Source organism: Streptomyces sp. NBC_01016, from assembly GCF_026341035.1.
Taxonomy (GTDB): Bacteria; Actinomycetota; Actinomycetes; order Streptomycetales; family Streptomycetaceae; genus Streptomyces.
Map to the genome: position 1 here is coordinate 3,969,286 of NZ_JAPEOQ010000001.1, position 23,799 is coordinate 3,993,084.

18 protein-coding genes are annotated in these 23,799 nt (G+C 71.7%); 6 read left to right on the forward strand and 12 right to left on the reverse strand.

Annotated elements, in window-relative coordinates; genetic code table 11:
• Window positions 1-4: 4 nt before the first annotated feature.
• The gene (locus tag OG746_RS17860) at window positions 5-1,339 is read right to left on the reverse strand and encodes an MFS transporter (RefSeq protein ID WP_266715652.1); all 1,335 of its coding nucleotides are present in this window, start codon (window positions 1,337-1,339) and stop codon (window positions 5-7) included.
• Window positions 1,340-1,514: 175 nt separating this feature from the next.
• Between OG746_RS17860 and OG746_RS17865 the strand changes: the two genes are divergently transcribed.
• The 4 genes from OG746_RS17865 to OG746_RS17880 all read left to right on the forward strand — a co-directional run bounded on the left by OG746_RS17865 (window position 1,515) and on the right by OG746_RS17880 (window position 4,548).
• Complete coding sequence (locus tag OG746_RS17865) at window positions 1,515-2,213, forward strand: GntR family transcriptional regulator (RefSeq protein ID WP_266715654.1); 699 nt, start codon at window positions 1,515-1,517, stop codon at window positions 2,211-2,213.
• 69 nt (window positions 2,214-2,282) lie between these two features.
• Entirely contained in the window at window positions 2,283-2,684 is a 402-nt protein-coding gene (locus tag OG746_RS17870; protein ID WP_266715656.1) for a hypothetical protein, read from the forward strand.
• Between the two features lie 38 nt (window positions 2,685-2,722).
• Entirely contained in the window at window positions 2,723-3,946 is a 1,224-nt protein-coding gene (locus OG746_RS17875) for a sensor histidine kinase (protein WP_266715658.1), read from the forward strand.
• Window positions 3,943-4,548 carry a response regulator transcription factor gene (locus OG746_RS17880; protein WP_266715660.1) on the forward strand — a complete coding sequence of 202 codons (606 nt, stop codon included), beginning with the start codon at window positions 3,943-3,945 and terminating at the stop codon, window positions 4,546-4,548. Before OG746_RS17875 ends, OG746_RS17880 begins: the two co-directional genes overlap by 4 nt.
• A gap of 17 nt (window positions 4,549-4,565) precedes the next feature.
• On the opposite strand, the gene OG746_RS17885 is transcribed toward OG746_RS17880, so the two are convergent.
• From OG746_RS17885 to OG746_RS17910, 6 genes are all read right to left on the reverse strand, one after another.
• Entirely contained in the window at window positions 4,566-7,397 is a 2,832-nt protein-coding gene (locus OG746_RS17885; protein WP_266715662.1) for an NHLP bacteriocin export ABC transporter permease/ATPase subunit, read from the reverse strand.
• Window position 7,398: 1 nt separating this feature from the next.
• Complete coding sequence (locus OG746_RS17890; protein ID WP_266715664.1) at window positions 7,399-9,630, reverse strand: NHLP family bacteriocin export ABC transporter peptidase/permease/ATPase subunit; 2,232 nt, start codon at window positions 9,628-9,630, stop codon at window positions 7,399-7,401.
• Window positions 9,627-10,424 carry a DUF2118 domain-containing protein gene (locus tag OG746_RS17895; RefSeq protein WP_266715666.1) on the reverse strand — a complete coding sequence of 266 codons (798 nt, stop codon included), beginning with the start codon at window positions 10,422-10,424 and terminating at the stop codon, window positions 9,627-9,629. Before OG746_RS17895 ends, OG746_RS17890 begins: the two co-directional genes overlap by 4 nt.
• Window positions 10,425-10,576: 152 nt before the next feature.
• Window positions 10,577-10,798: a type A2 lantipeptide gene (locus OG746_RS17900; protein WP_266715668.1), complete on the reverse strand. Its 222-nt coding sequence runs from the start codon at window positions 10,796-10,798 to the stop codon at window positions 10,577-10,579.
• A 283-nt stretch (window positions 10,799-11,081) separates the two neighbouring features.
• Window positions 11,082-11,807: a DUF1275 family protein gene (locus tag OG746_RS17905; protein WP_266715670.1), complete on the reverse strand. Its 726-nt coding sequence runs from the start codon at window positions 11,805-11,807 to the stop codon at window positions 11,082-11,084.
• A gap of 37 nt (window positions 11,808-11,844) precedes the next feature.
• Window positions 11,845-13,392: a carboxylesterase/lipase family protein gene (locus tag OG746_RS17910; protein ID WP_266715672.1), complete on the reverse strand. Its 1,548-nt coding sequence runs from the start codon at window positions 13,390-13,392 to the stop codon at window positions 11,845-11,847.
• 172 nt (window positions 13,393-13,564) lie between these two features.
• On the opposite strand from OG746_RS17910, the gene OG746_RS17915 reads away from it, so the two are divergent.
• Both OG746_RS17915 and OG746_RS17920 read left to right on the forward strand, forming a co-directional pair.
• On the forward strand, window positions 13,565-14,581 hold the full coding sequence (locus OG746_RS17915) for a LacI family DNA-binding transcriptional regulator (protein ID WP_266715674.1): 1,017 nt from the start codon (window positions 13,565-13,567) through the stop codon (window positions 14,579-14,581).
• Window positions 14,582-14,645: 64 nt separating this feature from the next.
• Window positions 14,646-15,533 carry an alpha/beta fold hydrolase gene (locus OG746_RS17920; protein ID WP_524540422.1) on the forward strand — a complete coding sequence of 296 codons (888 nt, stop codon included), beginning with the start codon at window positions 14,646-14,648 and terminating at the stop codon, window positions 15,531-15,533.
• A 22-nt stretch (window positions 15,534-15,555) separates the two neighbouring features.
• Here OG746_RS17920 and OG746_RS17925 read toward each other — a convergent pair whose 3' ends face one another.
• From OG746_RS17925 to OG746_RS17945, 5 genes are read right to left on the reverse strand one after another with little or no spacing between them, the layout of a single operon-like run.
• The gene (locus OG746_RS17925) at window positions 15,556-17,799 is read right to left on the reverse strand and encodes a glycosyl hydrolase family 95 catalytic domain-containing protein (protein ID WP_524540423.1); all 2,244 of its coding nucleotides are present in this window, start codon (window positions 17,797-17,799) and stop codon (window positions 15,556-15,558) included.
• Window positions 17,796-19,826 (reverse strand): beta-galactosidase, encoded by a 2,031-nt coding sequence (locus tag OG746_RS17930; protein ID WP_266715676.1) that lies wholly within the window; start codon window positions 19,824-19,826, stop codon window positions 17,796-17,798. The genes OG746_RS17925 and OG746_RS17930 overlap by 4 nt, the downstream gene beginning before the upstream one ends.
• Before the next feature lie 50 nt (window positions 19,827-19,876).
• Window positions 19,877-20,842 carry a carbohydrate ABC transporter permease gene (locus OG746_RS17935; protein WP_266715678.1) on the reverse strand — a complete coding sequence of 322 codons (966 nt, stop codon included), beginning with the start codon at window positions 20,840-20,842 and terminating at the stop codon, window positions 19,877-19,879.
• Window positions 20,843-20,855: 13 nt separating this feature from the next.
• Window positions 20,856-21,905: an ABC transporter permease gene (locus OG746_RS17940; protein ID WP_266715680.1), complete on the reverse strand. Its 1,050-nt coding sequence runs from the start codon at window positions 21,903-21,905 to the stop codon at window positions 20,856-20,858.
• A complete protein-coding gene (locus OG746_RS17945; protein ID WP_266715682.1) occupies window positions 21,905-23,593 on the reverse strand; it encodes an extracellular solute-binding protein in 1,689 nt (562 codons plus the stop codon). The genes OG746_RS17940 and OG746_RS17945 overlap by 1 nt, the downstream gene beginning before the upstream one ends.
• Window positions 23,594-23,799: the final 206 nt, after the last annotated feature.

Genomic DNA, 23,799 nt, shown 5'->3' on the forward strand with positions numbered 1-23,799 from the left:
TGATTCATCGGACGACGAGCCTCCTCGAGTAGTCGATGACCAGGGACGCGGCGGTGAACAGCAGCGCCGCGCCGACGAAGTACAGCAGCGCCCACGTGTAGGAGCCGGTGCCGCCGACGATGAAGCCGACGGCGATGGGCGTGACGATCCCCGCGATGTTGCCGGACAGGTTCATGGCGGCGCCGACCACGCCCGCGTTGGCGCGACCGCCGAGCGTGGAGGGAAGCGCCCAGTACAGGCCCGCCCAGCGCAGGAAGAACAGGACGACGGAGAGCAGCGCGACCGCCGTCATCGCGTCCGGCACCAGGACGACCCCGAGCAGGCCCGCCGTCACGGCCGCGCCCGCGATCCCCATCAGCGTGCGCAGCACGGTGTTGGCCGCGGTGCCGCGCGAGCGCCAGTGGTCGGCGAGCCAGCCGCCGATCAGCTCGCCGACGAACCCGGCGCCGAAGATGACGAGCGTGGACCAGCCGATGGACTTGATGTCGAAGCCCTTGGTCTCCGACAGGTACAGCGGGCCCCAGGTGAGCAGCCCGTAGAAGACGCCGTTGAAGCCCATCCAGCCCAGGCACATGCCCCAGAACGAGCGGTACTTGACGTAGTCGCGCAGCTTCGCCGGCCGGTCCTCGCCGGGCGCGGCGGCGTCCTCGGCGGCGTGCGCCCGCTCGATGTACGTCGCCTCTGCCTCGTTCACGCCCACGTGCTCGCGCGGGGTGTCGCGCAGGTACCGCAGGGCGAGGACGCCGGCCGCCACGGTCACCGCGCCCGCGACGACGAAGCTGATCCGCCAGCTGCCCGTCCAGGCGATGAGGCCGGAGATGGCGATGCCGCCGAGCGCGGAGCCGAGCGGGGCGCCGCCGTCCATGAGGACCGCGCCGCGCCCGCGTTCCTTCGCGGGCAGCCAGTGCGCGCTCAGCTTGCCGCCGGCCGGCATCACCGGGGCCTCGACCGCGCCGAGCGCGAGCCGGGCCGCGAGCAGCGAGCCGACGCCGGTGGCGGCCGCCGTGGCGCCGGTCGCGACACCCCAGCCGATGGTGGCGCCGCCGGCCATCCGGCGCGGCCCGAACCGGTCGATCAGCCGTCCGCCGGGGATCTGCATCAGCGCGTACGTCCAGAAGAACGCGCTCAGGACGAAGCCGGTGACCTCCTTCGACAGATGCAGATCCTTGGTGATCAGCGGCAGCGCCACGGACACGGAGCCGCGGTCGATGTAGTTCAGCGTGACGATGCCGAGGAGGAGCAGAAACACCTTCCAACGCGTGCGGCTGGGCGGGGACTTGGTGGTTCTCGTGTCCGGTGCGGCCGCGTCGGCGACCTGCGGCGGATTGGCTGACTGCATGGCAAACCCTCTGTTGACGGGACCCCGAAGGTCCACGGTCCGGACAGGTGGGCACGCTTGTGACGTGCAGTGCACGAGCTATGGCATACCAAAGAAAGCGGATCGGACCGTCGTCCGTCAAGGCGTTGGTATACCGTGAGCATCAATTCACGGGGAGGAAACGGGGGGAGGGCGCATGGCACAGGCGGGGTCCGGCGAGCCGGGCTGGCTGCGCGATCAGGTCTGCGAGGGCATCAGGGACCGGATCATCTCCGGCCAACTGCGGCCGGGGGACCGGCTGTTGGAGCGGGACGTCGCCGAGGAGTTCGGGGTGTCCCGGATCCCGGTGCGCGAGGCGATCAGGGTGCTGCTCAGCGAGGGCTTCCTGGAGGCGGTCTCCGCCCGCAAGATCGTCGTCAAGCAGCTCGCGTTCCAGGACGTGCTCGACCTCTTCGACCTGCGCGAGGCCCTGGAGGTGCTCGCCGTGCGGCGCGCCACGGAGCGGGCCCAGAAGCCGCAGATCGCCGCGCTGGGACGGCTGTTGACCAGCGCGGAGCGGGCCACCCGCACCGGGAAGCCCGCCCGCATCTCCCGCGCGAACACGGACTTCCACCACCACATCGTGGAGATTGCGGGCAACACGCTGCTCGCCAGCACCCTGCAACCTCTGGAAGGCCGGATGCGCTGGCTGTTCCAACAGGTCGACGACCCGCACGCGGTGTGGGAGGAACATCAGGCCCTGTACGAGGCGATCAGGACGGGAGACGTGGACCTCGCGGCCGACCGCGCCCTCCACCACGTACGCCACTACCGTGAGGTGGCGATGCGGGTGCTGTTCGGCGCGGAGGCCCTGGACGGCCGGGAAGAAGCCACCGGCGCCGCCCGGGAACCCTGACAAATGTCATGGGCGGGTCGTGGACGGGCTCACTGCCGCCGCGACCGGCTCCGCGCCGACCATGAACCCATGGACACTCCGGTACCCACCCATCAGGCCCTTCGCCCCGTCAAGCGGCTCGTCGCCGCGTATCTCGCGCTCAGCGTCGCGACCCTCGTGGCCGTGGTCCTGCTGCGCGACGACTCCTCGGTCGTCGACGACGCGGTGTGGACCCGCACGGTCCTCGTCGTCGCCAGCGCCGTGTTCACCTACGCCTTCGCCGCCCACGCGGCCCGCGGCTCGCGCCGCGCCTACCTCCGGCTGCGGCTGGTGACGGCCGTGATGCTCGTGGCCGTCGTGGTGATCGTCGCGCTGCCCGGTCTCTTCCCGGTGTGGCTGCGTGTCGAGCAGAGCGTGTGCGGGCTGCTGCTGCTCGGTGTCGTGATCATCGCCAACGGCCGGGGCGTCCGCGCCCACTTCCCCTCCCGGTGACGATGCCGCAGGTCGTCGGCGGTGTTAGCGTGCCCGCCATGGAGGAGCAGGGGACCGGGGCCGCGGACCGTGATCCGCAGCGCTGGTCCCAGGGCTGGCGGCGGGCGGGACTCGCCGCCGGAATGCTCGCCTATCCGATCGTGACGGCGGTCGGCGTCGCCCAGTACGCCACGGGCGGGGCGGCCGTCGCCGGTTACGCCCTCCTGGTCGCGTTCTGCTGCTGCTACGCAGCCGCCATGGCGATGCTGGGCCGGGGCGCCGAGCGGCGGATCACGGCGGTGCTCGGCTGCGTGATGACCGCCCTCTTCCTCGCGACGCTGCCCTTCGCCCACGAGTACGCCTTCTTCTTGTGCGCGGTGCTCGTCTCGTTCACCGCGGCGCTCCTGCCGCGGCACGGACTCGTGGTCATCGCGGCCGCGGCCCTCGCCGCGCTCGTCGTGCCGTGGGCTGTGCGGCCCTGGCACAGCGGACTCGGCTGGCTGGAGGCCATCGCCATCGTCTTCACCGCGCTCACCGTGTACGCGTTCCGGGAGATCACCCTGTCGAACCGGGCGCTCGTCGCGGCCCGCGCCGAGGTCGCCGACCTCGCGTCCCAGGCCGAACGGGACCGGATCGCCCGCGATCTGCACGACCTGCTCGGCCACTCGCTCACCGTCATCACCGTGAAGAGCGGACTCGCCCGCAGGCTCGCGGCGCAGGGGTCGCCGCGCGCCATCGACGAGATCACCGAGGTCGAGCAGCTCTCCCGGCAGGCCCTGAGAGACGTGCGGGCCGCGGTCACGGGCTACCGGGAGGTGACTCTCGCCGGTGAACTGGCCCGCGGGCGCGAACTGTTGCGGGCCGCCGGGATCGAGGCGGAGCTGCCCTCGGCGACCGACGCGCCTGCCGGGGACCGCAGGGAACTGTTCGGGTGGGCCGTACGGGAGGGCCTGACCAACGTCGTCCGGCACGCGCGGGCGACCCGCTGCACCGTCGAGCTGACCCCGGCGTCCGTGGAGATCCGCGACGACGGCGTGGGCGGCACGGCCGCCGCGGGCAACGGGCTGACCGGGCTGCGGGAGCGGGCGGCGGCCGCCGGCGGAGCGGTACGGGCGGGGCCGGGACCGGAGGGCGGCTGGGTGTTGCGGGTGTCCGTGCCCACGTCGCCGCGCGACCCCGCCCTCGCCCCCGCGTACGAAGGCAGCCCGCACGACCGCGCTTCCGCGTACGAAGGATCCCCGCGCGACCCCGCCCCCGCGCACGAAGGAAACGAGTCCGCATGATCCGGCTGCTGCTCGCCGACGACCAGGACCTCATCCGCAGCGCCCTTTCCGCGCTGCTGGATCTCGAGGACGACTTCGAGGTCGTCGCCGCCGTCGACCGCGGCGACAAGGTCGTCGCCGCCGCGCGGGCGCACCGTCCCGACGTCGCGCTCCTCGACATCGAGATGCCGGGGCGCGACGGGCTCGAGGCGGCGGCGGACCTGGCCGAACAGGTGCCGGAGTGCCGCGTCGTCGTGCTCACCACGTTCGGGCGGGCGGGGTATCTGCGGCGGGCCATGGCGGCAGGCGCGCTGGGGTTCGTGGTGAAGGACGCGCCGCCCGAGGTCCTCGCCGATGCCGTCCGCCGGGTGGCCCGCGGCCAGCGGGTCGTCGACCCGGACCTCGCCGCGGCCACGCTGGCGGCCGGCGAGTCCCCGCTGACCCGGCGGGAACGGGACGTGCTGCACGCGGCGCGGGCGGGCGGCACGGTGGCGGACATCGCGGCGGCCCTGTTCCTCTCGGAGGGGACCGTGCGCAACTACCTGTCGTCCGTCATCGCCAAGACCGGCACGCGCAACCGGATGGAGGCGGTGCGGGTGGCGGACGAACGGGGCTGGCTGTAGGGGCGGCGCCCCCGGCGTCACGCCATCTGCCGCCGCACCAACTCGTGCAACCGCCCACCCGTATCCGCCAACAGCTCCTCGGGCGACCCCTGTTGGACCACCCGCCCCGCCGACATCACAACAACCCGGTCCGCATCCATGACCGTCGACAACCGGTGCGCGATGACCACCCGCGACGCCCGGAGGGCCTTCGTGCTGTCGATCACGATCCGCTGCGTCTCATTGTCGAGCGCACTCGTCGCCTCGTCGAAGAAGAGGATCCGCGGTCGCCGGATCAGCGCCTGCGCGATCATCAGCCGCTGACGCTGCCCGCCGGAGACCGCGCCGCCGCCCGAGATCATCGTGTGCAGCCCCATCGGCATCCGCTTGATGTCCTCCGCGAGGCCCGCCATCTCGGCCGCCGCCATCGCCTCCTCCTGCGTGAAGGACTCGGCGCCGCAGATGCAGTCGAGGATCGACCCGCTCAGCGGCTGGGCGTTCTGAAGGACGACGCCGCACTGGCGCCGCACCGCCGCCTGGTCGAGCGCCGAGAGGTCCTGACCGTCGTACAGGACGCTGCCGTACGCCGGGGCGTCGAAGCCGATCAGCAGGCGCAGCAGCGTGGACTTGCCGCAGCCGCTCTCGCCGACCACCGCCACGAACTCGCCGGGCTGGATGGACACGTTCACGTCGTCGAGGACCAGCGGCCCGTCGTCGGTGTAGCGGAAGGAGACGCCCCGCGCCTCCAGGGCGCCGGTCAGCTCGCCCGGCTGCGTGGCCGCCTCGCGGACCTCGGGCTTCTCGTCGAGCACCGGCTTGATCTGCTCGAACATGGGCAGGACCGCGGCCGCCGAGATCAGCGCGCCGGTCAGCTGGGTCACCGACGTCAGGAGCATCGTCACCGACGTGTTGAAGGTGAGGAAGGACGCCGCCGACATGGAGCCGCGGGCCGGCCCCGCGAGCAGCATGAACATCACGAGCGAGCACAGCGGGAGATAGACCGAGTTGAGGACCGTCGTCGCGTTCTTGATGCGTCCTGCCCTGCGCTGCAACTCCCGGGTGCGCGCGAACTCCTTCGCCCACGCCGCGTACGCGAAGCTCTCCGCGCCCGCGACCCGCAGCTTCGGCAGCCCGCGCAGCGTCTGGAACGCCTGGTTGTTGAGCTTGTTGCCGAGCTTCACCAGGCGGCGCTGCCAGCGCAGTTCGAGCAGGCCGAGCGTGAGGAAGACGGCCGCGACCAGGACCAGCATGCCGAGCGCCGCCATCGCCAGCGGGACGCTGTAAAGGAGGAGCATGACGAGGTTCATCGCGCCGACCGTCGTCGACTGGACGACGATCGGGCCCACGCCGGACAGCAGCCGTCTGATCGAGCTGATGCCCATCGCCGCGCTCGCCAGCTCACCCGTCGAGCGGGACGCGAAGAAGCGCGTCGGGAGCCTCAACAACCGGTCCCAGACCGCCGGTTGGAGGACGCTCTCCACTCTGCCCTCGATGCGCAGCACCGTGAGGTTCTGCAGCAGCATGAACGCCGCCGTCACCACACTGGTGACCACGACCGCGAGGGAGACCTGCGTGATGAGGCTGGTCTGTGCGTTGGGGACGTACGTGCCGAGGACCTGGCCGGTCGCGATGGGCACGAGCGCGCCGAGGCCCACCGTGACCAGGCCCGCAAGGAGCAGCCTGCGGATGTCCTTCGTCATCGACTGCACGCTGAAGCGCATCAGCCGCAGCGGGGTCAGATCGCCGTCGGGGAGCGGGCGGTAGAGCATGATCGCCCGCTCTTCGAAGTCCTCCGCGTTGTCCTCGTCGACGCGGGTGCGCCGGTCGCCTGCCGGGTTCACCGTCTCGTATCCGCCGCGCCGGTACAGCAGCGCGACCGGGGCCCCGGACGAGGCCCGGTAGCCGACCAGCGGGCCCGCGTCGCGGCGCCACCAGTCCCCGGCGAGCCGTACGGGGCGGGTGCGGAGCCGGGAGGCCGTGGCGAGTTGCTCGACCGGGTCGAGGCGGTCGCTGACCGCGCCCACGTGGTCGGGGTCGACGAGCCGGATGCCCGCCGCGTCCGCGACGACCTTGCAGGCCGCGTACGTGGCGTCGGCGCCCGCGTCGGAGGAGTTCCGGCGCCCGCGCTTGGTGCCCATGGACGCCAGCAGGGTGCGGTCGGCCTGCTCGCGGACGGCCTCTCCCGCGCGGATGCCGGCGGCGGCGCGGTCCTCGTGGGCGCTCTCCAGGCGCTCGATCCAGCGGTCGAGCGTGGAGAGCAGCCGCCACTGCTGGTTGACCATGCGCTGCCACAGACCCGTGTCGACCAGCAGATCGGCCGCCGCGTCCGCCGCGTAGGCGGACCCGTACTGCACGCTGCCGGGCGCCAGTTGCGGCCACAGCACGTCGTCGTCGCCGAGGAAGGAGTCCCCCTGCACGTCGTGTGCGCCGACGGCGCGCCCGTCGAGCGGCGCCTCGAACAGGACCTGCTGCCCGCGGCCGACCCCGAGCGCGAAGGCCTCCTCCAGCAGGCTCCAGCCGTACGAACCGGCCGCGTCATAGGAGGCCGGCGGCGCGTACGGCAGCTCGCGCAGCGGGATGCGGCGCACCGCGCAGCCGCTCAACGGCCGCCCCACGAGCGTGTGCTGGGTGCCCTCGACCGGGCCGAGCAGCAGCGTGCCCGGCTCCAGGCGGCCCAGGAAGTGCCAGTGCCCCTGGCTCTGCACGTCCACCGCGAACAGGTCGAGCGCGCCGCCCGCGACGAGCCACAGCACGTGCGGGCCCTCCAGGGGAAGGCTGCGCAGGTCCGTGCAGTCGACGGGGGCGCCCAGGCCGCCGAAGGCCGCCACCACTTGGTCGGAGGAGGTGAACTCCTGGTGCAGGTCGGTCATGTCAGTGCTCCTTGACCAGCTCGGCGTACGGCCCGCCGGCCCGCACCAGGTGTTCGTGGCGGCCGCGCTCGACGACCTGGCCGTGGTCGAGGACCACGATCTCGTCGCTGTCGCGGACCGTGCTGAGGCGGTGCGCGATCACGACGCAGGCGCAGCCGCGCCGCCGGATGTTGTCCATGACCGTCTGCTCGGTCTCCGCGTCGAGCGCGCTGGTCACCTCGTCGAGCACGAGGATGCTGGGACGGCGCACGAGGGCCCGCGCGATCTCCAGACGCTGGCGCTGCCCGCCGGAGAAGTTCCGGCCGTCCTGCTCGACCCGGCCGCGCACACCGCCGGGGCGGCGCGCCACCACGTCGTACAAGCACGCGTCGCGCAGCGCCTCCTCGACGGCCTCGTCGGAGATCGAGGGGTCCCACAGGGCGACGTTGTCGCGGACCGTGCCCTCGAAGAGGAAGACGTCCTGGTCGACGAAGGAGACCGAGGCCGCGAGCGCGCCGCGCGGGATGTCGTCCAGGCGCCGGTCGTCGATCCGGATGACGCCCTCCCACGGCGCGTACAGGCCGGAGATCAGGCGGGAGACCGTGGACTTTCCGCTGCCGGAGCCGCCGACGAGCGCCACCTGCTGGCCGGGCCCCACCGTCAGCGAGAAGCCGGACAGGAGCGGCTTGTCGAGCGGGCTGTAGCCGAACGTGATGCCGTCCAGCTCGATGTGGCCGCGCAGCCGGCGCGTGCTCTGCACCTGCTCTGGGCGCGCGTACAGCTGGTCGACGGGGAAGTTCTCCACGTCCTTGAGGCGGGCCACGTCGGCGGCGAAGTCCTGGATGCGGCCCGCGACGCCGTTCAGCCGGGTCAGCGGTGCCGTGAAGCGGGTCACGAGCGCCTGAAAGGCGACAAGGAGACCCACCGACAAATGGCCCTCGACGGCCCGCATGCCGCCGATCCACAGGATCAGCGCGCTGTTCAGCGTCGCGAGGGTCGGTGCGACGATGCCGAGCCACGCGCTCGGTACCCCGAGCTTCTGCTGCTCCTCCAGGGTCGTCGCGTGCTGGCCCGCCCACCGCCGGAAGTAGCCGTTCTCGCCGCCGGTCGCCTTCATCGTCTCGATGAGCTGGAGGCCCGTGTACGAGGTGTTGGTGAGCCGCGCCGTGTCCGCGCGCAGCTTCTGCGTGCCCGTCGCCCGCAGCCGCACGACGATCCGCATCGCCACCACGTTCAGCAGCGCGATCCCCACGCCGACGGCCGTGAGCTGCGGGTCGTACGAGTACAGCAGCGCCGCGTACAGCAGCACCACGATCCCGTCGACGCCCGCCGCCGTCAGGTCGCGGGCCAGGGTCTCGGCGACCGCGTCGTTGGACTGGAGGCGCTGCACCAGGTCGGCCGGGCTGCGCTGCGAGAAGAACGTGACGGGCAGGCGCAGCAGATGCCCGAAGAAGCGGGCGCTGCTCAGCGTCGAGGAGATGATGCGGCCGCGCAGCAGATTCATCTGTTGCAGCCACGTGAGGACGGCGGTCAGCGCCACCATCGCGCCCATCGACGCGAACAGCGCGCCGAGCAGCGAGGTCTGGTCGCCGATGAGGAACAGGTCGATGTACGTCTTGCTGAGCGCGGGCACCGCCGCGCCCACGCCGACGAGCAGCAGGCTCGCGAGCAGCGCGACGAGCATCGTGCCGGTGGTGCCGCGAAGCCGTGCGGGCAGCGCCGTCATGATGCCCGGCTTGCGCCCGCCCGTACGGAAGTCGTCGCCCGGCTCCAGGACGAGAACGACACCCGTGAAGCTCGTGTCGAAGTCCTCCATCGGCACGAAGCGGCGGCCCTTGTCGGGGTCGTTGATGTGCACGCCGCGGCGCCCGAAGCGCCGCCCCATGCCGTCGTAGACGACGTAGTGGTTGAACTCCCAGAACAGGATCGCCGGGCCCTGCACCTCGGCGAGCGCGGCCGGCTCCATCTGCATGCCCTTGGCGGTCATGCCGTAACTGCGGGCCGCCTTCAGGAGGTTGGAGGCGCGCGAGCCGTCCCGCGAGACGCCGCACGCGATGCGCAGCTCCTCCAGCGGGATGTGCCTGCCGTGGTGCGCGAGGATCATCGCGAGCGCCGCGGCGCCGCACTCGACGGCCTCCATCTGGAGCACCGTTGGTGTGCGCACCTTGCGGCGACGCTTGGCCGGCGGGGGAGCGGGGCGCGCGCGGCGGCGGTCCGGGCGGTGGCCCGCGGGCGGGAGGGAGGTCGTGGTCACGGCTTCAGCCAATCCATCGGGCGCTGATCGGCGAGGTGTACGGAGCCGGAGGTGAGGGTCATGGAGGCGAGCGGATAGGGCGGCCCACCGTCGGAGGACCAGGCGTACCCGGACTTGGTGTCCGCCTTGGTGAGCTCGACGAGGACCGGGACGCGGGCCCCGCCCTTCGTGAACTCGCCCGCCAGCGAGCTGTCCCCGACGAAATCGGTGACCTGCCGCTTCGTCTCGGCGGCGCGGCCGACGGCCTTGACCGTCCCGCGCAGCACGCCGTACTGCTGCGCCTGCGGCACGTTGAGGTCGACGTCGGAGCCCTTGTCCACGTTCCCCGCGCCGGTGGCGGGCACGTACAGCATCGCGAGCAGCGGATCACGCGTCGAGCCGGTCTTCTCCACCGTCGCCACGTCGGAGCCGGTCGTGACGACCGAGCCGATCCGCGCGACGAGCGCCGTGACCCGGCCGGCGTCGATGGCCCGCACGGCCCGGTTGCCCTGCGCGGTCTGCACCTTGAGGATCGGCGCGCCCGCCCGCACCCGCTGGCCCTCCTTCACGTACAGGCCGGTGACCTGCCCGGTGACGGGGGTCTGCAGGACGTAGCTGCCCTGCGCGTACGTGAGGATGCCGTTCGCCTTGAGCGTCGAGGACACCGAACCGGTGACGGCCCAGACGCAGGCGGCGACCATCACGACGACGGTGACGGCGAGTACGAGCAGTCCCTGCGGCCGCGCGAGGCGCACCGGCAGATCGAGCTCCTCCGGCGACTGCAGTTTGGACAGGGCCTGTTGGCGGAACTGCACGGAGTCTTTCCCTTACCTAGCTTCCATACCGGGCCGGATCGAATGGACTCGGTACCCGGACACCCCGAAAGCCCCGGGACACGGGGTCCCGAGGCTTGGGGTGCGCCACCCGTCAGGAGGTGGCGCGGTGATCCCGAGGGATCGAATCCGACTCAGAGGCCGGCCGTCACGCCGCCGACGAGGCCCGTCACGGCGCCGGTGTTCAGGCCGGTGAGGCCCTCGACCGTGTTGGTGACGGAGGAGACGGTGCCCGAAACCGGGGCGATGCCGTCAACGGTGCCCTGAACCTGGCCGACGAGGCCGCCGACGAGACCGCCGGAGACGTTGTCGAGGTCGGCGTCCGAGATCTCAACGGTCTCGATGTGCTTGCTCATGATGAGCCGCCCTTCTTGGGTATGTCCGGGTATTTCAAAATTCGCGGGGCGCGCTGGAAATCGGTGGCTGCGAATCCCTGCGGCCGTCATGCGATGCGGAGGATCAAAGCATGTTGACGCGTCGCTCAGCTAATCCGACCGGGTCCATTCATAGGGGATCCGGGAGGCCAATTGCCTTCGTGTGCCTGGGTGTTCACAGCTGGGTGGCACGTCCTTCACATTCTTCACGGAGGGGAATGTGAACTCCCTGTGTCGCAGGACAGCAAAGGGGGACAGGCGTGCATCAATGGCGTGCGGTGCTTGTATGGGGCAATGTTTTTTTGCGAAGCTCCGTGACTGCCCTGCGCATTCGGTGTGCAGGTTTCTGGCACGCGACCGCGGCGGCGGTCAGGACGGCAGGCGGCACGAATCCCCACGGCGCTGCGGCCTCCCGCACCGCTACGGCGCAGGCCGCGCCGCCGATCACGGCCAACAACCGGCCGATCACCCACAGTTGTTCCCGGTCCCGTCCGGACCCGTCGACCGCCCCGGTCACGAGTGTCGTCAGCGTCCCCGTGAAATACGTGGTGGGCGCGGCACCCGACCCCGCGACCACCATCGCCGCGGACTGCGCGCCCATCGCCACGGCGGCGACCACGAGCAGCACGGTCCGCCAGGCCCCGACCGGATCCCCGCCGAGCAGGCCGCCCGCCACGGCGACGAAGCCGAGCAGCAGGCACTGCGCGGCGAGGCAGGCGACGACCCGGCCCGGCCACTCCGTCGTCCGCGCCTCCCGAATGCCCCGGCACACGAGAGCGGTTGTGGCCGCCCCCACCGCGTACCCGCCGAGCGCGTACAGCGGCCCGGTGACGTCGTGGCCCGACCCGTGGCCCGCCGAGATGCCGAGCAGTACGAGATTCCCGGTCATCACGCCGGCGAACACGTGTCCGAGGGCCGTGAACGCGAGCGCGTCCACGGCCCCGGAGGCCCCGGCGAGCAGCACGAGGGACACTTGCGCGCGTTTCTTCATGCCAGAGACGGTAGGCGCGGAACCGCCTTCGAATCGCTCAGCCCTCGGCGCGTCGCTCCGGCGCGGTCACGCCGGGCTCCAGGTCCAGCGGTGCGAAGTCGAAGCCCTCCCACAGCAGCCGCGAGGCCTCCTCCGGGTACGGGCCCGTGTGCGAGGGGGCGTCGAAGACACGGGTCGAGCGCTCGCCGGCGGTGAACGGCGCCCACCCCGGGTCCCCGTCCTTCGCGAACGCGGCCCACGCGGCGCCCATCTCCTGCGACAACGCCACGGCCTCGGCCGGGAGTCCACCACCCAGGAAGAGGCCGCCGAAGTCCGATTCGAGCGCACCGAAGACGAGCGGCACGTCCAACGCGTGGGCGGCGCCCATCGTGCCGCCCGCGCCGGGCGCCGCCCAGCACAGCTCGTACGCGTACGCGGTCCCGCCGCCCGCCGCCTGTGCCTCGGCCAGGCGCAGCGACGGCATCCGGAACAGCCAGTCGGACATGACGAGTTCGTGCAGCAGCGTCGGATCGGCGGCCGGATACGCGGCCCTGTAGTCGGCCTCGGCGGCGGGCCCGGGACCGAACCGGAGCAGTGCCGCTGCCGCCTCTTCCTCCGTCGTCTTCCCGTACCGGCCCGCCATGATGGAGAACAGCCGGTACTCGTCCCGGTTGTGCCCGACGAGCAGCTCGACGTCGCGCGCGGCGCCGCCCGCGAGCGCCTCCCACGGGGTGACGGGCAGCACCTCGCCGTCGACCACCGGCGAGAACGGGGTGGCCGTGTGGGCGACGCGGCCCCAGCGGTCCGCGTACGAGGGCAGCGCGCGGACCAGGTCGTCGGTGGCGTCGCGCAACGCCTTCGGCGCGACCGCGGCGAGCTCGGCGGCCCCCGCGCCCGGCACCCCGAGCCGCTCCGCGATCGCCGCGCCGATGTCCCGCGCGAGGTCGAGCGTGAAGAACGTGCCCGGAACGCTCTGCGCCACCGCGCGGCGCAGCAGACCCTTCGCCGAAGGCATCGCGAGCAGCGACGCCACCGAGCCCGCGCCCGCGGACTCCCCGAACACGGTGACCTGCTCCGGGTCGCCACCGAACGCCGCGATGTTCTCGCGCACCCAGCGCAGCGCCGCCACCTGGTCGAGCAGTCCCCGGTTGGCGGGCGCTCCGTCGAAGACGCCGAAGCCCTCGGCGCCGACGCGGTAGTTGAGGGTCACGACGACCGCGCCGCGGGCGGCGAGCGCGGAGCCGTCGTAGTGCGGCCCGTCCGAGGACCCGCTGACGTACGCCCCTCCGTACACGTAGACCATCACCGGCAGGCCCGCGGCGCCGAGGTCCGGGGACCACACGTTGACCGTCAGCCAGTCCTCGCCCTCGGGGACCGGGCGGCCCGTCAGCCCGCCCACGAGGGACTGCGGGGGCGGCGGCCCGAAGTCGAACGCGTCCCGCACCCCGTCCCACGGCAACGTCGGCTCCGGCGCCGCCAAGTGCAGTGCCCCGACCGGGGGTTGGGCGAAGGGAATGCCGCGGAAAACGCTCAGCGCTCCCTGCGTGAGCCCGCGGACCCGGCCCGATGCGGTGCGTATGGGGGCGGTGGGGGTTGCGTCGGTCATACGTGTCCTCCCTGGTGGCTCGCCTGGCGCCCACCAGGGCGTCGAAGCGCTTCGACGGACTTCTGGACAGGCACCCTGCGCAAATCATAGGGTCGGCATGCCGAACGACGGGCGGCACCCGCCGACGCCGGCGGTGCCCACCCCCCCTCGGACTCGGCTTCAGGAGAACCCCATGGTCACGCTCGCAGAGGTCGCCAGGCACGCCGGAGTCTCCGCGAGCACCGTGAGCTACGTCCTCAGCGGCAAGCGGTCCATCTCGGCGGCCACCCGCGAGCGCGTCGAGACGAGCGTGCGCCGGCTCGGCTACCACCCCAACGCCGGGGCCCGCGCCCTCGCCAGCAGCAAGTCCAACATCATCGCCCTGATGGTGCCGCTGCGCACCGACATGTACGTACCGGTGATCATGGAGATCGCGACGGCGGTCGCCACCGCCGCCCGCAGCCACGGGTACGACATCCTGCTGCTCACCGGCGAGGAGGGCGCCCAGGCCGTGCGCCGCATCGAGGGCAGCGCGTTGGCGGACGCCGTGATCGTCATGGACGTCGAGCTGGACGACGAGCGGCTGCCGCTGCTGCGCACCGCGAGCCGCCCCGCCGTCCTCATCGGCCTGCCGGCCGACACCAGCGGACTCAACTGCGTGGACCTGGACTTCGCCGCCGCGGGCGCGCTGTGCGCCGAGCACCTCGCGGGCCTCGGGCACCGCGAGATCGCCGTCATCGGCGAGGCCGCCGCCGTCTACGAGCGCCGCACCGGCTTCGCCGAGCGCACGCTGACGGGCCTGCGCGAGCGCAGCGCCGAACTCGGCCTGCGGCTCTTGCACCGCCCCTGTGAGGGCAGCTACGCCTCCGTGTCGGCGACACTGTCGCGGATCTACGACGAGCGCCCCGGCACCAGCGCGTTCATCGTGCAGAACGAGGCAGCCACCGACCCGCTGCTCGCCCTGCTGCGCCAGTCCGGGCGGGCGGTCCCCGAGGACGTGTCGGTCGTCGCGGTCTGCCCCGAGCAGGTCGCGCGGCACGCGTCGGTGCCGCTCACCTCGGTCGCCGTGCCCGCGCAGGAGATGGGGCGGCGCGCGGTGGAACAGATCGTCGCGCAGATCGAGGGCCGCGGCTCGGCCGAGGAAGTCGTGCTGCTGACCCCGGAGTTGACCATCAGGGAGAGCGCGGCACAGGCGCCGCCCGCCGCATAAAAGAGCGCGGCACGGGCCCCGCCCGCCGCATAGGATCGACGCATCCGGTCCATAAGACCGCCACATGCGGTCCTGGAAGTGTCAGAAAGCGAGCGTGCCTGTGCACCCGACGTACGTCCTCGTCCATGGAGCGTTCGCCAACTCCTTCTCCTTCGCGCCGCTCCAGGCGGAACTCGGTCTGCTCGGGCACCGCTCGGCCGCCGTCGACCTGCCGGGACACGGCTTCGCGGCGACCTACCCGGCCGCTTACCAGGCCCCGCAGGACCCGACGGGCCTCGCCTCAACACCGGGCGTCATCAAGGGAGTCACCCTCGCCGACAACGCCGCGCACCTGATCGGCGTCCTGGAACGGGCCAAGGAGAACGGTCCGGTCGTCCTCGTCTCGCACAGCCGCGGCGGCGCCACCGCCACGGCGGCGGCCAACCAGCGGCCCGACCTGATCGACCACATCGTCTACGTGGCGTCCTGGTGCCCGGTCGACCTCACCGTGGGCGCCTACTACGCCGAACCGGAGATGGCCTCGGTCGATGCCGCCTCCCTGGGCCTTGCGATGGCGGGCGACCCGGCCGAAATCGGGCTGCTGCGCGTCAACTTCCGCACCGCGGACGAGAAGGCGCTCGACGCGTTCAGGGAGGCCTTCATCGCCGACGGCACCGACGACGAGTTCCGCACCTTCCTCAACACCTTCCAGCCGGACGAGAACCTCGACGTCGGCACCGAGGACGACCGCGCGCAGGCCGCGACGTGGGGCCGCATCCCGAAGACGTACGTACGCCTCTCGCGCGACACGAGCCTGCCGCCCGCCCTCCAGGACCGGCTGATCCGCGAGGGCGACGCGCTGACCCCGGACAACCCCTTCCGGGTCCGCACCCTCGACAGCTCGCACCTGAAGTGGCTGGTCGACCCGGCGCCGGCGGCGCGGGTGCTGGCGGAGGTTGCCGAACTGGTGTAACAACCGGCCGAGGAAGTTGTCACTAGCGGCTGCGGAAGTGGAGTTCGCGCTCCACTCCCGCGTCCAGACGCAGTCGTCCCGCGTCGTCCTCGGGTGTCTTGAGCTCCACGTCCGCGTCGCGGTCGGGGCGGACGAGCGCCGTGCACCTGCCGTTGCCCCACCGCAGATCCACGTGCGCCCCGAACCGCGTGCGCAGGCCCCGCACCGCTCCCCGCCGCCAGTCGGCGGGGAGCGCGGGCAGCAGGACCAGGCGCTCGGGCGTGGACTGCAGGAGCGCCTCCGTGACCAGCGCGGGCAGGGTGTGCGCGGCGTCCGCGTTGTAGACGTCGCGGCGCGGGTAGTGCGCGCTCATCAGCGAGGTGTGGAAGTAGTCGCCGGTCAGGACGTGCCGCAGGCAGTCTGCGACGCGCGGCGCGTCGCGCAGCCGGGCCGCGATCAAAGCGTGGTGCAGATGCCCGTGCGCGGAGTCGTTCTCGGCGCCGCGCAGTTCGAGCGCCCGCCGCGCCGCCTTCGCCAGGTCCGGGGTGTCGTACGGCGTGATGTCGTGGTGCGGCCACACCGGGTACAGATGGCTGAGGTGCCGGTGGTCGTAGCTGTCGTCGAGGCCCGGCCACGCCCACTCGGCGAGCGCCCCGTCGTCGTTGACCCGGTAGTCGGGGAGCCGGTCGGCCAGCGCCGTCCAGCGGTCGCCGTCGGGGCCCGGGTGCCAGGCGGCGGCGGTGCGCAGCGCGTGCCGGGCCGCCGCGATGTCCATGGTGGCATTGACGGTGCCCCAGCTCGCGTTCGCGGGCCGGTTCTCCGGGGAGTAGGAGGGCACGATCGCGATCCGCCCGTCGGGCCCTGTTCGCGTGAGGAAGTCCTCGTAGAACAGGGCGAGTTGGGTGACGGCGGCCGCGAGCCAGGTGGGTCGCTCGCCGGTGGCCTCGGCCTGTTCGAGGAGCGGTGTGAGCAGCCAGTCGGCGCCCGCCGTCCACAGATGCATCGGGTACGCGCGCTGATAGTGGTACGCGTGTCCCGACTCGCCGTCGGTGTGCGCGGGCGCGACGATGCCACGGGCGCCGAAGACGAGTCGCGCGTTGTCCCGCCAGTGCGCCAACTGGCCCTGAATGAGCGCGCCTTGGGCTTCGACCGTCTCGGGGAGGGCGCAGGCGACCGCCGACGCCGTCTGGAGGTTCAGGTTCGCGTCCGTGGTGAACGCGCCCGACCATGCCGTGTCCCACTCGCCGGTCCACAGCCCGGTCAGCCGGGGCGGCAGGGCGCCCGAGGAGCTGAGCAGGTGGTAGCGGCCTGCCGCGAACAGCCGCTCAAGGAGGGCCGGGCTCTGCGTGCGCTCCAGCAACTCGGTGCCGGGCAGGCCGCGTTGGTGGCGCGGGGCGTCGAGGTCGAAGGTGACGCGTTCGTAGGCGGTCCTGTGCAGGGCCTCGTGCCGGGCGAGGAGAGCGTCGTACGTCGCGTCGGTGGAGCCGCTCGGGTCGATCAGGTCCGTGAGCGCGCCCGCCTCGCTCTCCGCGTCCAGCTCCCCGACGTGTCTGCGCACCCGCGTCAGGAGCAGCAGCCCGCTCGCGCCCTCGACGCGCAGGCCCGATCCGCCGACCGTCGTGCGCCCGCCCCGCACCAGCGCGAGTGTCACCCCGGTGAAGCCGAGGTCGCTGTCCGGGTAGCGGCAGCGCAGGGTGAGCCGGGCGCCGTACGGGGTCGGGCCGTGCAGGGTCGGGCCGTGCGGGGCCAGGACGACGCCGCGGCCGATGCGGAGCCCGGCGGGGACGCCGCTCAGGCGCGGGTCGAGCGCCACCTCGCCGTCGAGCCCGGCGCCGGTCACGTACTGCACCACCACGTCGTCCGCCCGCGACACGAACACCCGCGAACACCATCCGCCGCACCGCGCCTCGGCCACCCCCGTCGCGAAGTCGACCGCGCGCCGGTAGCCGCGCCCCGCGGCGTCGTCCCGCACGAAGCGCACCTGGAAGGCGGGATGGAACGCGCGCACCCACCGCAGCGGCCGCCCGTCCGTGAACCGCTCGGCCGCCGTCACGTCACCGGCGAGCAACTGGTCTTGTAGAAGCGGGAGTTGATCAGCGAGCGAGGGCGGCCCCGGCTGTGGACCGCCGTCCGGGCGGACCAGGCCGTGGTGGGTGACGATGACCCGGTCGTCGTGCGGATCGCCGAAGGCGAGGGCGCCGTGCCGGCCGTTGCCGCTGAGATAGGCGTCCTCCCAGCGGTCGGCGGGCGCGGTCTCCCACGTGCCATGGGGATGCTCGGGGATCACCGGGAACCCGCGCTCTCCACTGCCGATACCGATGCCGCTGCCGCGCCCGCTTCGGCCTCCAGTACGACGACACCGAACCGCCCGAGCGTCACGGACCCCTCGACCCGCGCCCCGGTCAACAGGTCCCGCCCGCCCTCCGCGAGCGCGACCGTCACCTCGTCCCGCCCGTGGTTCAGCAGAAACAGCAGTTCCCCGCGACGTACGGCCTCCACCCCTGCGGGGAGGCCGGCCAGTGGAGGCCGTACGCCCGCTTCGAGGGAGGCCTCCGCGAGCAGCGCGCGCAGGGCCTCCGGTTGCGGGAGCGTGGACAGATAGCGGACCCGGCCGCGGCGCAGGGCGGCCGGCAGGCCGTCGAGCTCGCCGCCGCGGTACGCCGCCGTGACCTCGGCGTCGGCGGCCACCGTCAGCTCCTCCGACCACAGCGTGCCGGTGAACCCGTCGCAGTCGATGGTCTCCGCGGACTCCAGCGGCCACCACTCGTGCAGGGTGCGGATGCCGAACAGCTCGCGCAGCCGGGCGTCGATGCCGCCGGGCCGCACCCGGTCGTCCGCGTCGGCGATCCCCGTGAAGAACCCGCACACGAGCGTCCCGCCCCCGCGCACGTACGCCACCAGGTTGTCGATCGCCGCGTCCGTCAGCAGATACAGCTGCGGGACGACCACCAACTTGTAGGCGGAAAGGTCGTGTTCGGGGTGCGCGAAGTCGGACGTGAGGTGTGCCTCCCACAGTGCCCGGTGCCAGGCCCGCACCACCTCTTCGTACGTGATGTGTGCCGACGGTCTGCCGTCCTGGCCGCCCGCCCACCAGGAGTGCCAGTCGTGCAGCACGGCGACCTCGGCCGTGAGGCGTGTGCCGGCGACCGCGGGGCCCATCCTGTCGAGGTCCGCCCCGATCTGCTTGACCTCCGCGAACGACCGACCCTCCTCGCCCGCGTGGCCGAGCATCGCCGAGTGGAACTTCTCCGCGCCCTGCCGGGACTGGCGCCACTGGAAGTAGCAGACGGCGTCGGCGCCGCGCGCCACGGACTGGAGCGACAGGAGGCGGTTGAGGCCGCGCGGCTTGGGAGAGTTGACCGGGCGGAAGTTCACCGCGCCCGCCGCCTGCTCCATCAGCATCCACGGACGGCCACCCGCCTGACCGCGCGTCATGTCGGCGAGCATCGCGTTGTACTGCCCGGCCAGCGGATCGCGCGGATCCGGGTACACGTCGACGGACACGACATCCTCGTGCCGCGCCCACTCCCACGCGTCCTGCCCGGTCCACAGCGGCATGAAGTTGGTCGTCACCGGGATGTCGGCGGGCGTGTGGCGGCGGACGAGATCGCGCTCGGCGATGTAGCAGGCGAGGAGCGCGTCCGAGGTGAAGCGGCGGAAGTCGAGGAGCTGCGTCGGGCCGCGCAGGTACTGTGCGCGGCGCGGCGGGATGACGTCGCCCCACGTCTCGATGTGCTGGCCCCAAAAGGCGGTTCCCCAGGCCGTGTTGAGTGCGTCGAGGGTCGCGTACTTCGCGCGCAGCCAGTCACGGAAGGCGCGCGCGGACTCGTCGCCGTAGTCGAAGGTGCAGTACTCGTTGTTGATGTGCCACATGCGCAGGGCCGGGTGGTGGCCGTAGCGCCGGGCGAGGTCCTCGGTGATGGCGGCGGCGTGCCGACGGTACGTGGTGGAGGAGTGCGCGAAGTGCTGGCGCGAGCCCCACCACACGGTCTGCCCGTGCTCGTCGCGCGGCAGCGTCCGCGGGTACAGGCGGCCGAGCCAGGGCGGCGGGGACGCGGTCGGGGTGGCGAGCACGACGCCGATCCCGTGCGTGTGCAGCAGGTCCATCAGCCGGTCGAGCCAGCCGAAGTCCCTTACACCCGGCCGGGGTTCGAGCCTCGCCCACGCGAACACGCCCACCGTGACCGAGTTGACCCCGGCCTCCTTCATCAGCCGGACGTCCTCGGCCCACACCTCCTCGGGCCACTGCTCGGGGTTGTAGTCCCCGCCGAACAGCAGGCGGCCGCCCTGGGACAAGCTCCTGCCCTCGGTCAAGGTCCCGACCTCGGACAAGCTCCGGCCCTCGGCCATGGCCTGCGCGCCCCTCATCCCTTCACCGCCCCGATCAGCATGCCCTTCTTGAAGTGCCGCTGGACGAACGGGGACGCGACCGCGACCGGCGCGAGGGCGAGCACCATCATCGCCATCTGGAGCCCGAGCGCGGAGAGTTCACCCGCGTTGACCGCCTGGCTCAGCCCCGTCGGCAGCGCCGTGTTCTTCTGCACGAGCTGCATCAGCACGTTCTGCAGCGGCAGTTTCGTCGGGTCGTCGATGTAGATCATCGCGTTGAACCAGGCGCTCCAGTACGCCACTGCGTAGAACAGCGAGATGACGGCGATCACCGCGCGGGACAGCGGCAGCACGATCGTCCACAGGATCCTGAGGTCGCCGGCCCCGTCGATGCGGGCGCTGTCCGTCAGCTCCTGCGAGATGTTCATGAAGAACCCGCGCAGCACCAGGATGTTGAACACGCTCACCGCGCTCGGCAGGATCAGCGCCAGATAGCTGTCGGTCAGGCCGAGCGTCTGCACCAGCAGATACGTCGGGATGAGCCCGGCGCTGAAGAACATCGTCGTCAGCAGCGCCATCAGCAGCGCGCGGTGCGCGAACGAGCCCGGCCGGGACAGGCCGTACGCGGCGAGGACCGACACCCCCATCGAGAACACCGTGCCGACGCCCGTCACCCCGACCGAGACCAGCATGGCCCGGCTGACCTGGCCGCCGCCGAGCAACTCCTGGTAGTTGACGAAGGTGATGGCCTCGGGCCACAGCACCAGGCCGCCCGCCGAGTCGATGACGTGCCGGGGCGACAGGCTCGTGACGATCACGACCCACAGCGGTCCGAGCACGGCGACGCAGCACACGGCGAGGATCAGGCCCTTGGCGCCGAGGCCCGCCCTGGTCGGCGGCTCCTCCCACACCGGGCGCTCGGGCGGCTGCCACTGCGGGCGCGGACGCGGGCTCCGACGCGGGCTCGGGCCGGAGCGCGGACGTTCGGCGGTGGCGCTCATGTCTCGTACACCTTCACTTCTTGTAGACCCCCTGTTCGCCGAGGAGATGGGCGAACTTGTTGGCCGCCAGGACCAGACAGATCCCGACCACGCCCTTCACCAGGCCGACCGCCGCCGCGTAGCTGAAGTCGCCGTGCTGGATGCCGGTGCTCCACACATACGTGTCGAGCACTTCGGAGGCACCCGCGCCCACCGCCCTGCGTTGCAGCAGGATCTGTTCGAAGCCCACCGTCAGCGCGTCGCCGACGCGCAGGACGAGCAGCAGCGCGATCACCGGGCGCAGCGCGGGCAGCGTGACGTGCCACATGCGGCGCCACCGGTTCGCGCCGTCCATCGCCGCCGCCTCGTACAGCTCCGGGCTGACGGAGGCGAGCGCCGCGAGGAAGACGATGATGCCCCAGCCGGCGTCCTTCCAGACCATCTGCGCGGTGAGCAGGTACTTGAAGATCCCGGCGTCCGTCATCAGGTCGAAGCCGTCGACTCCGTGGTCCTGGAGCAGCTGCGCGATCAGCCCCGCGCCGCCGAACATCTGCTGGAAGACGGTGACGACGAGCACCCACGAGAAGAAGTGCGGCAGGTAGAGGATCGCCTGCGACAGGGCCCGCACCCGCGGCCTGATCACGCTGTTGATGAGAAGCGCGAGCGCGATCGGCACCGGGAAGAAGAGCAGCAGCTGGATGACGAAGAGGACGAGGGTGTTCTGGAGCGCGTTCCAGAAGTCGGAGTCGCCGACCATCTTCTGGAACTGTTCGAGACCCACCATCGGTGAGTGCAGGATCGCCGTGACGCCGTTGGTGGAGACGTACGGGTTGTAGTCCTGGAACGCGACGACGTTGCCGAGCAGCGGCAGGTAGTTGAAGACGAGCAGCAGGACGATGACGGGCACGGTCATCAGGATGAGCGCCCGGTCGCGGCGCAGCCGGATCCGCCACGTGACGCCGTCGCCCCTGCCCGCCTTCTTCCCGGTACGGCGCCGCTCCCGGCCCCCGGCCGCCTTGCCGGACCCGGCGGTGTCGGTGGTGTCGGCGGTGGCCCGGGGCGGGCGCTGGGTCCCCAGCGCCATCAGGAGGCGCCGCCGTTCTGGCCGTTCTCGTCGAGGAGCTTCTTGTACCAGTCGCGCAGCTTGTCGCCGCCGCGCGACTTCCAGTCGCTGACCGCCTGTTGGATGTCGCCGAGCGACTTGTTGCCGCGGACGTAGTCGTCCTCCAGCTGCTCGAACTTGTCCTCGAGCGTGGCGTAGCGCGAGGGCTCGACGATCGTCATGCCGTAGAAAGGCGACTTGGTGACGAACGCGCCCATCCGCTGCTGCCACTCGCACATCGCCTTGGTGATCTCGGGCAGATCGGGATAGGCGAAGAAGGGGGCGGGGCCCGACAGCATCTGCCAGGCGCTGACGACCTGCGCGTTGCCCGTCTTGGTCTTGGTCGGAACGCCGTCCTTGACCGTGAAGTGGGTGCCCTCCTGGCCGTAGTACGTGAGCATGTGCTCCTTGGTGCCGACGGGCGCGGCGGCGTAGTTGGCGGCGGCGAGCGCGTTCTTCACGGTCTCCTTGGACGCGTTCTTGCGGACGAACGCCCACACGTTGGCCGGCGTGCCCGCGTACAGCTTCGGGTCGCCGCCGTCGTGCCCGAAGATGTCCATCGCGGCCATCTCGAAGTCGGGGAACGCCTTGCTGCCCTGCATCTCCGCGCTCTTGCCGTACCAGTAGGCGATGTCGGCGTTGCACATCATGACCTTGCCGCTGGTGAAGCGGAGCAGTCCGTCACCGGTCTGCGCCTTGGCCTCGGGGTGCACGACCCCGGCCGCGTACAGCTTGCGGGTCCACTCCAGGGCCTCGAGGTACTCGTCCGTCTCCAGGCGCTTGACGAGCTTCTTGCCCTCCAGCTTCCAGCCGAGCGCCTTCTCGCTGCCGCCGAGGGAACCGAAGAAGTTGAAGGCCGACCACTTCATGTCGTCGCAGCCGTAGACCCCCGCCTTCTTGCTGGTCATCTCCTTGGCGAGGTCGAAGAACTCCTGCGCCGACTTCGGTGGCTCCCAGCCGTTCTTCTCGAAGAGGTCCTTGCGGTAGAAGGGCGCGATGTTCGGGAGGTACGAGTACGGGTACGGGATGCCGCGCAGCTTGCCGCCGAAGATGCCGCGCCGCCAGGCGTCCGCCGGGATCGCCGCCAGGTTCGGGTAGTCGCGCACCTTGCTGCCGGACACGTACGGGCCGAGGTCCATCATCTTCGCGACGAGCGCGGCGGGTATCTTCCCGGACAGCTCCCAGCCGGGGACGATCAGCACGTCGGGCAGCGAGCTGGAGGCGAGCACCGCGCCGATCTTCTCGCCGTAGGTGTTGCCGTCCTGGTTCTGCCAGCTGACCTGCACACCGGAGGCCTCGTTGAGCGCGGTGTAGTACTCGCAGTCGGCCTTCGGCGGCGGCCCCCAGAACGGGGCCATGATCTTCACCTTGGCCCCGGTGCCGAGCTTCTTCGGCACGGACGTCTCCAGCTTCGACAGCTCGACCTTGCTGGTGAAGCCGGAGCAGGAGCCGTTCTTCGACGCGATGTCGGGCGTGACGATGTTGCGCGCCGCGTACGTCGGCAGCAGCTTCTTCGCCGATTTCCCGGAGGTCGTCCCCTCGCCCGTCTCGGCGGTGCTCCCGCACGCGGTGAGCAGGGGCACGCCGCCGGCCACGGCCGCGGCGGCGACCGCGGTGGAGGCGAGGAAGCTTCTCCGACCGGGGCCGGTGGAGGGGGAGTTCGGCGTCATGGGAGCAACCCTTCGGGGATTACGCGGGGGACTACGCGTCGCGCAGATGTCGAAGCGCTTCGATGTTGCCGTGACATTAAGGGAGCGCTCCCACGGTCACAAGACGCCTGCGTCAATTTCCTGAACGCGCTTTTCTTGCACCGCACTTGACACCTGGTCACCGCAGTACTCAGCATCGAAGCGCTTCGAAGCGGCTCCGCTCTCTC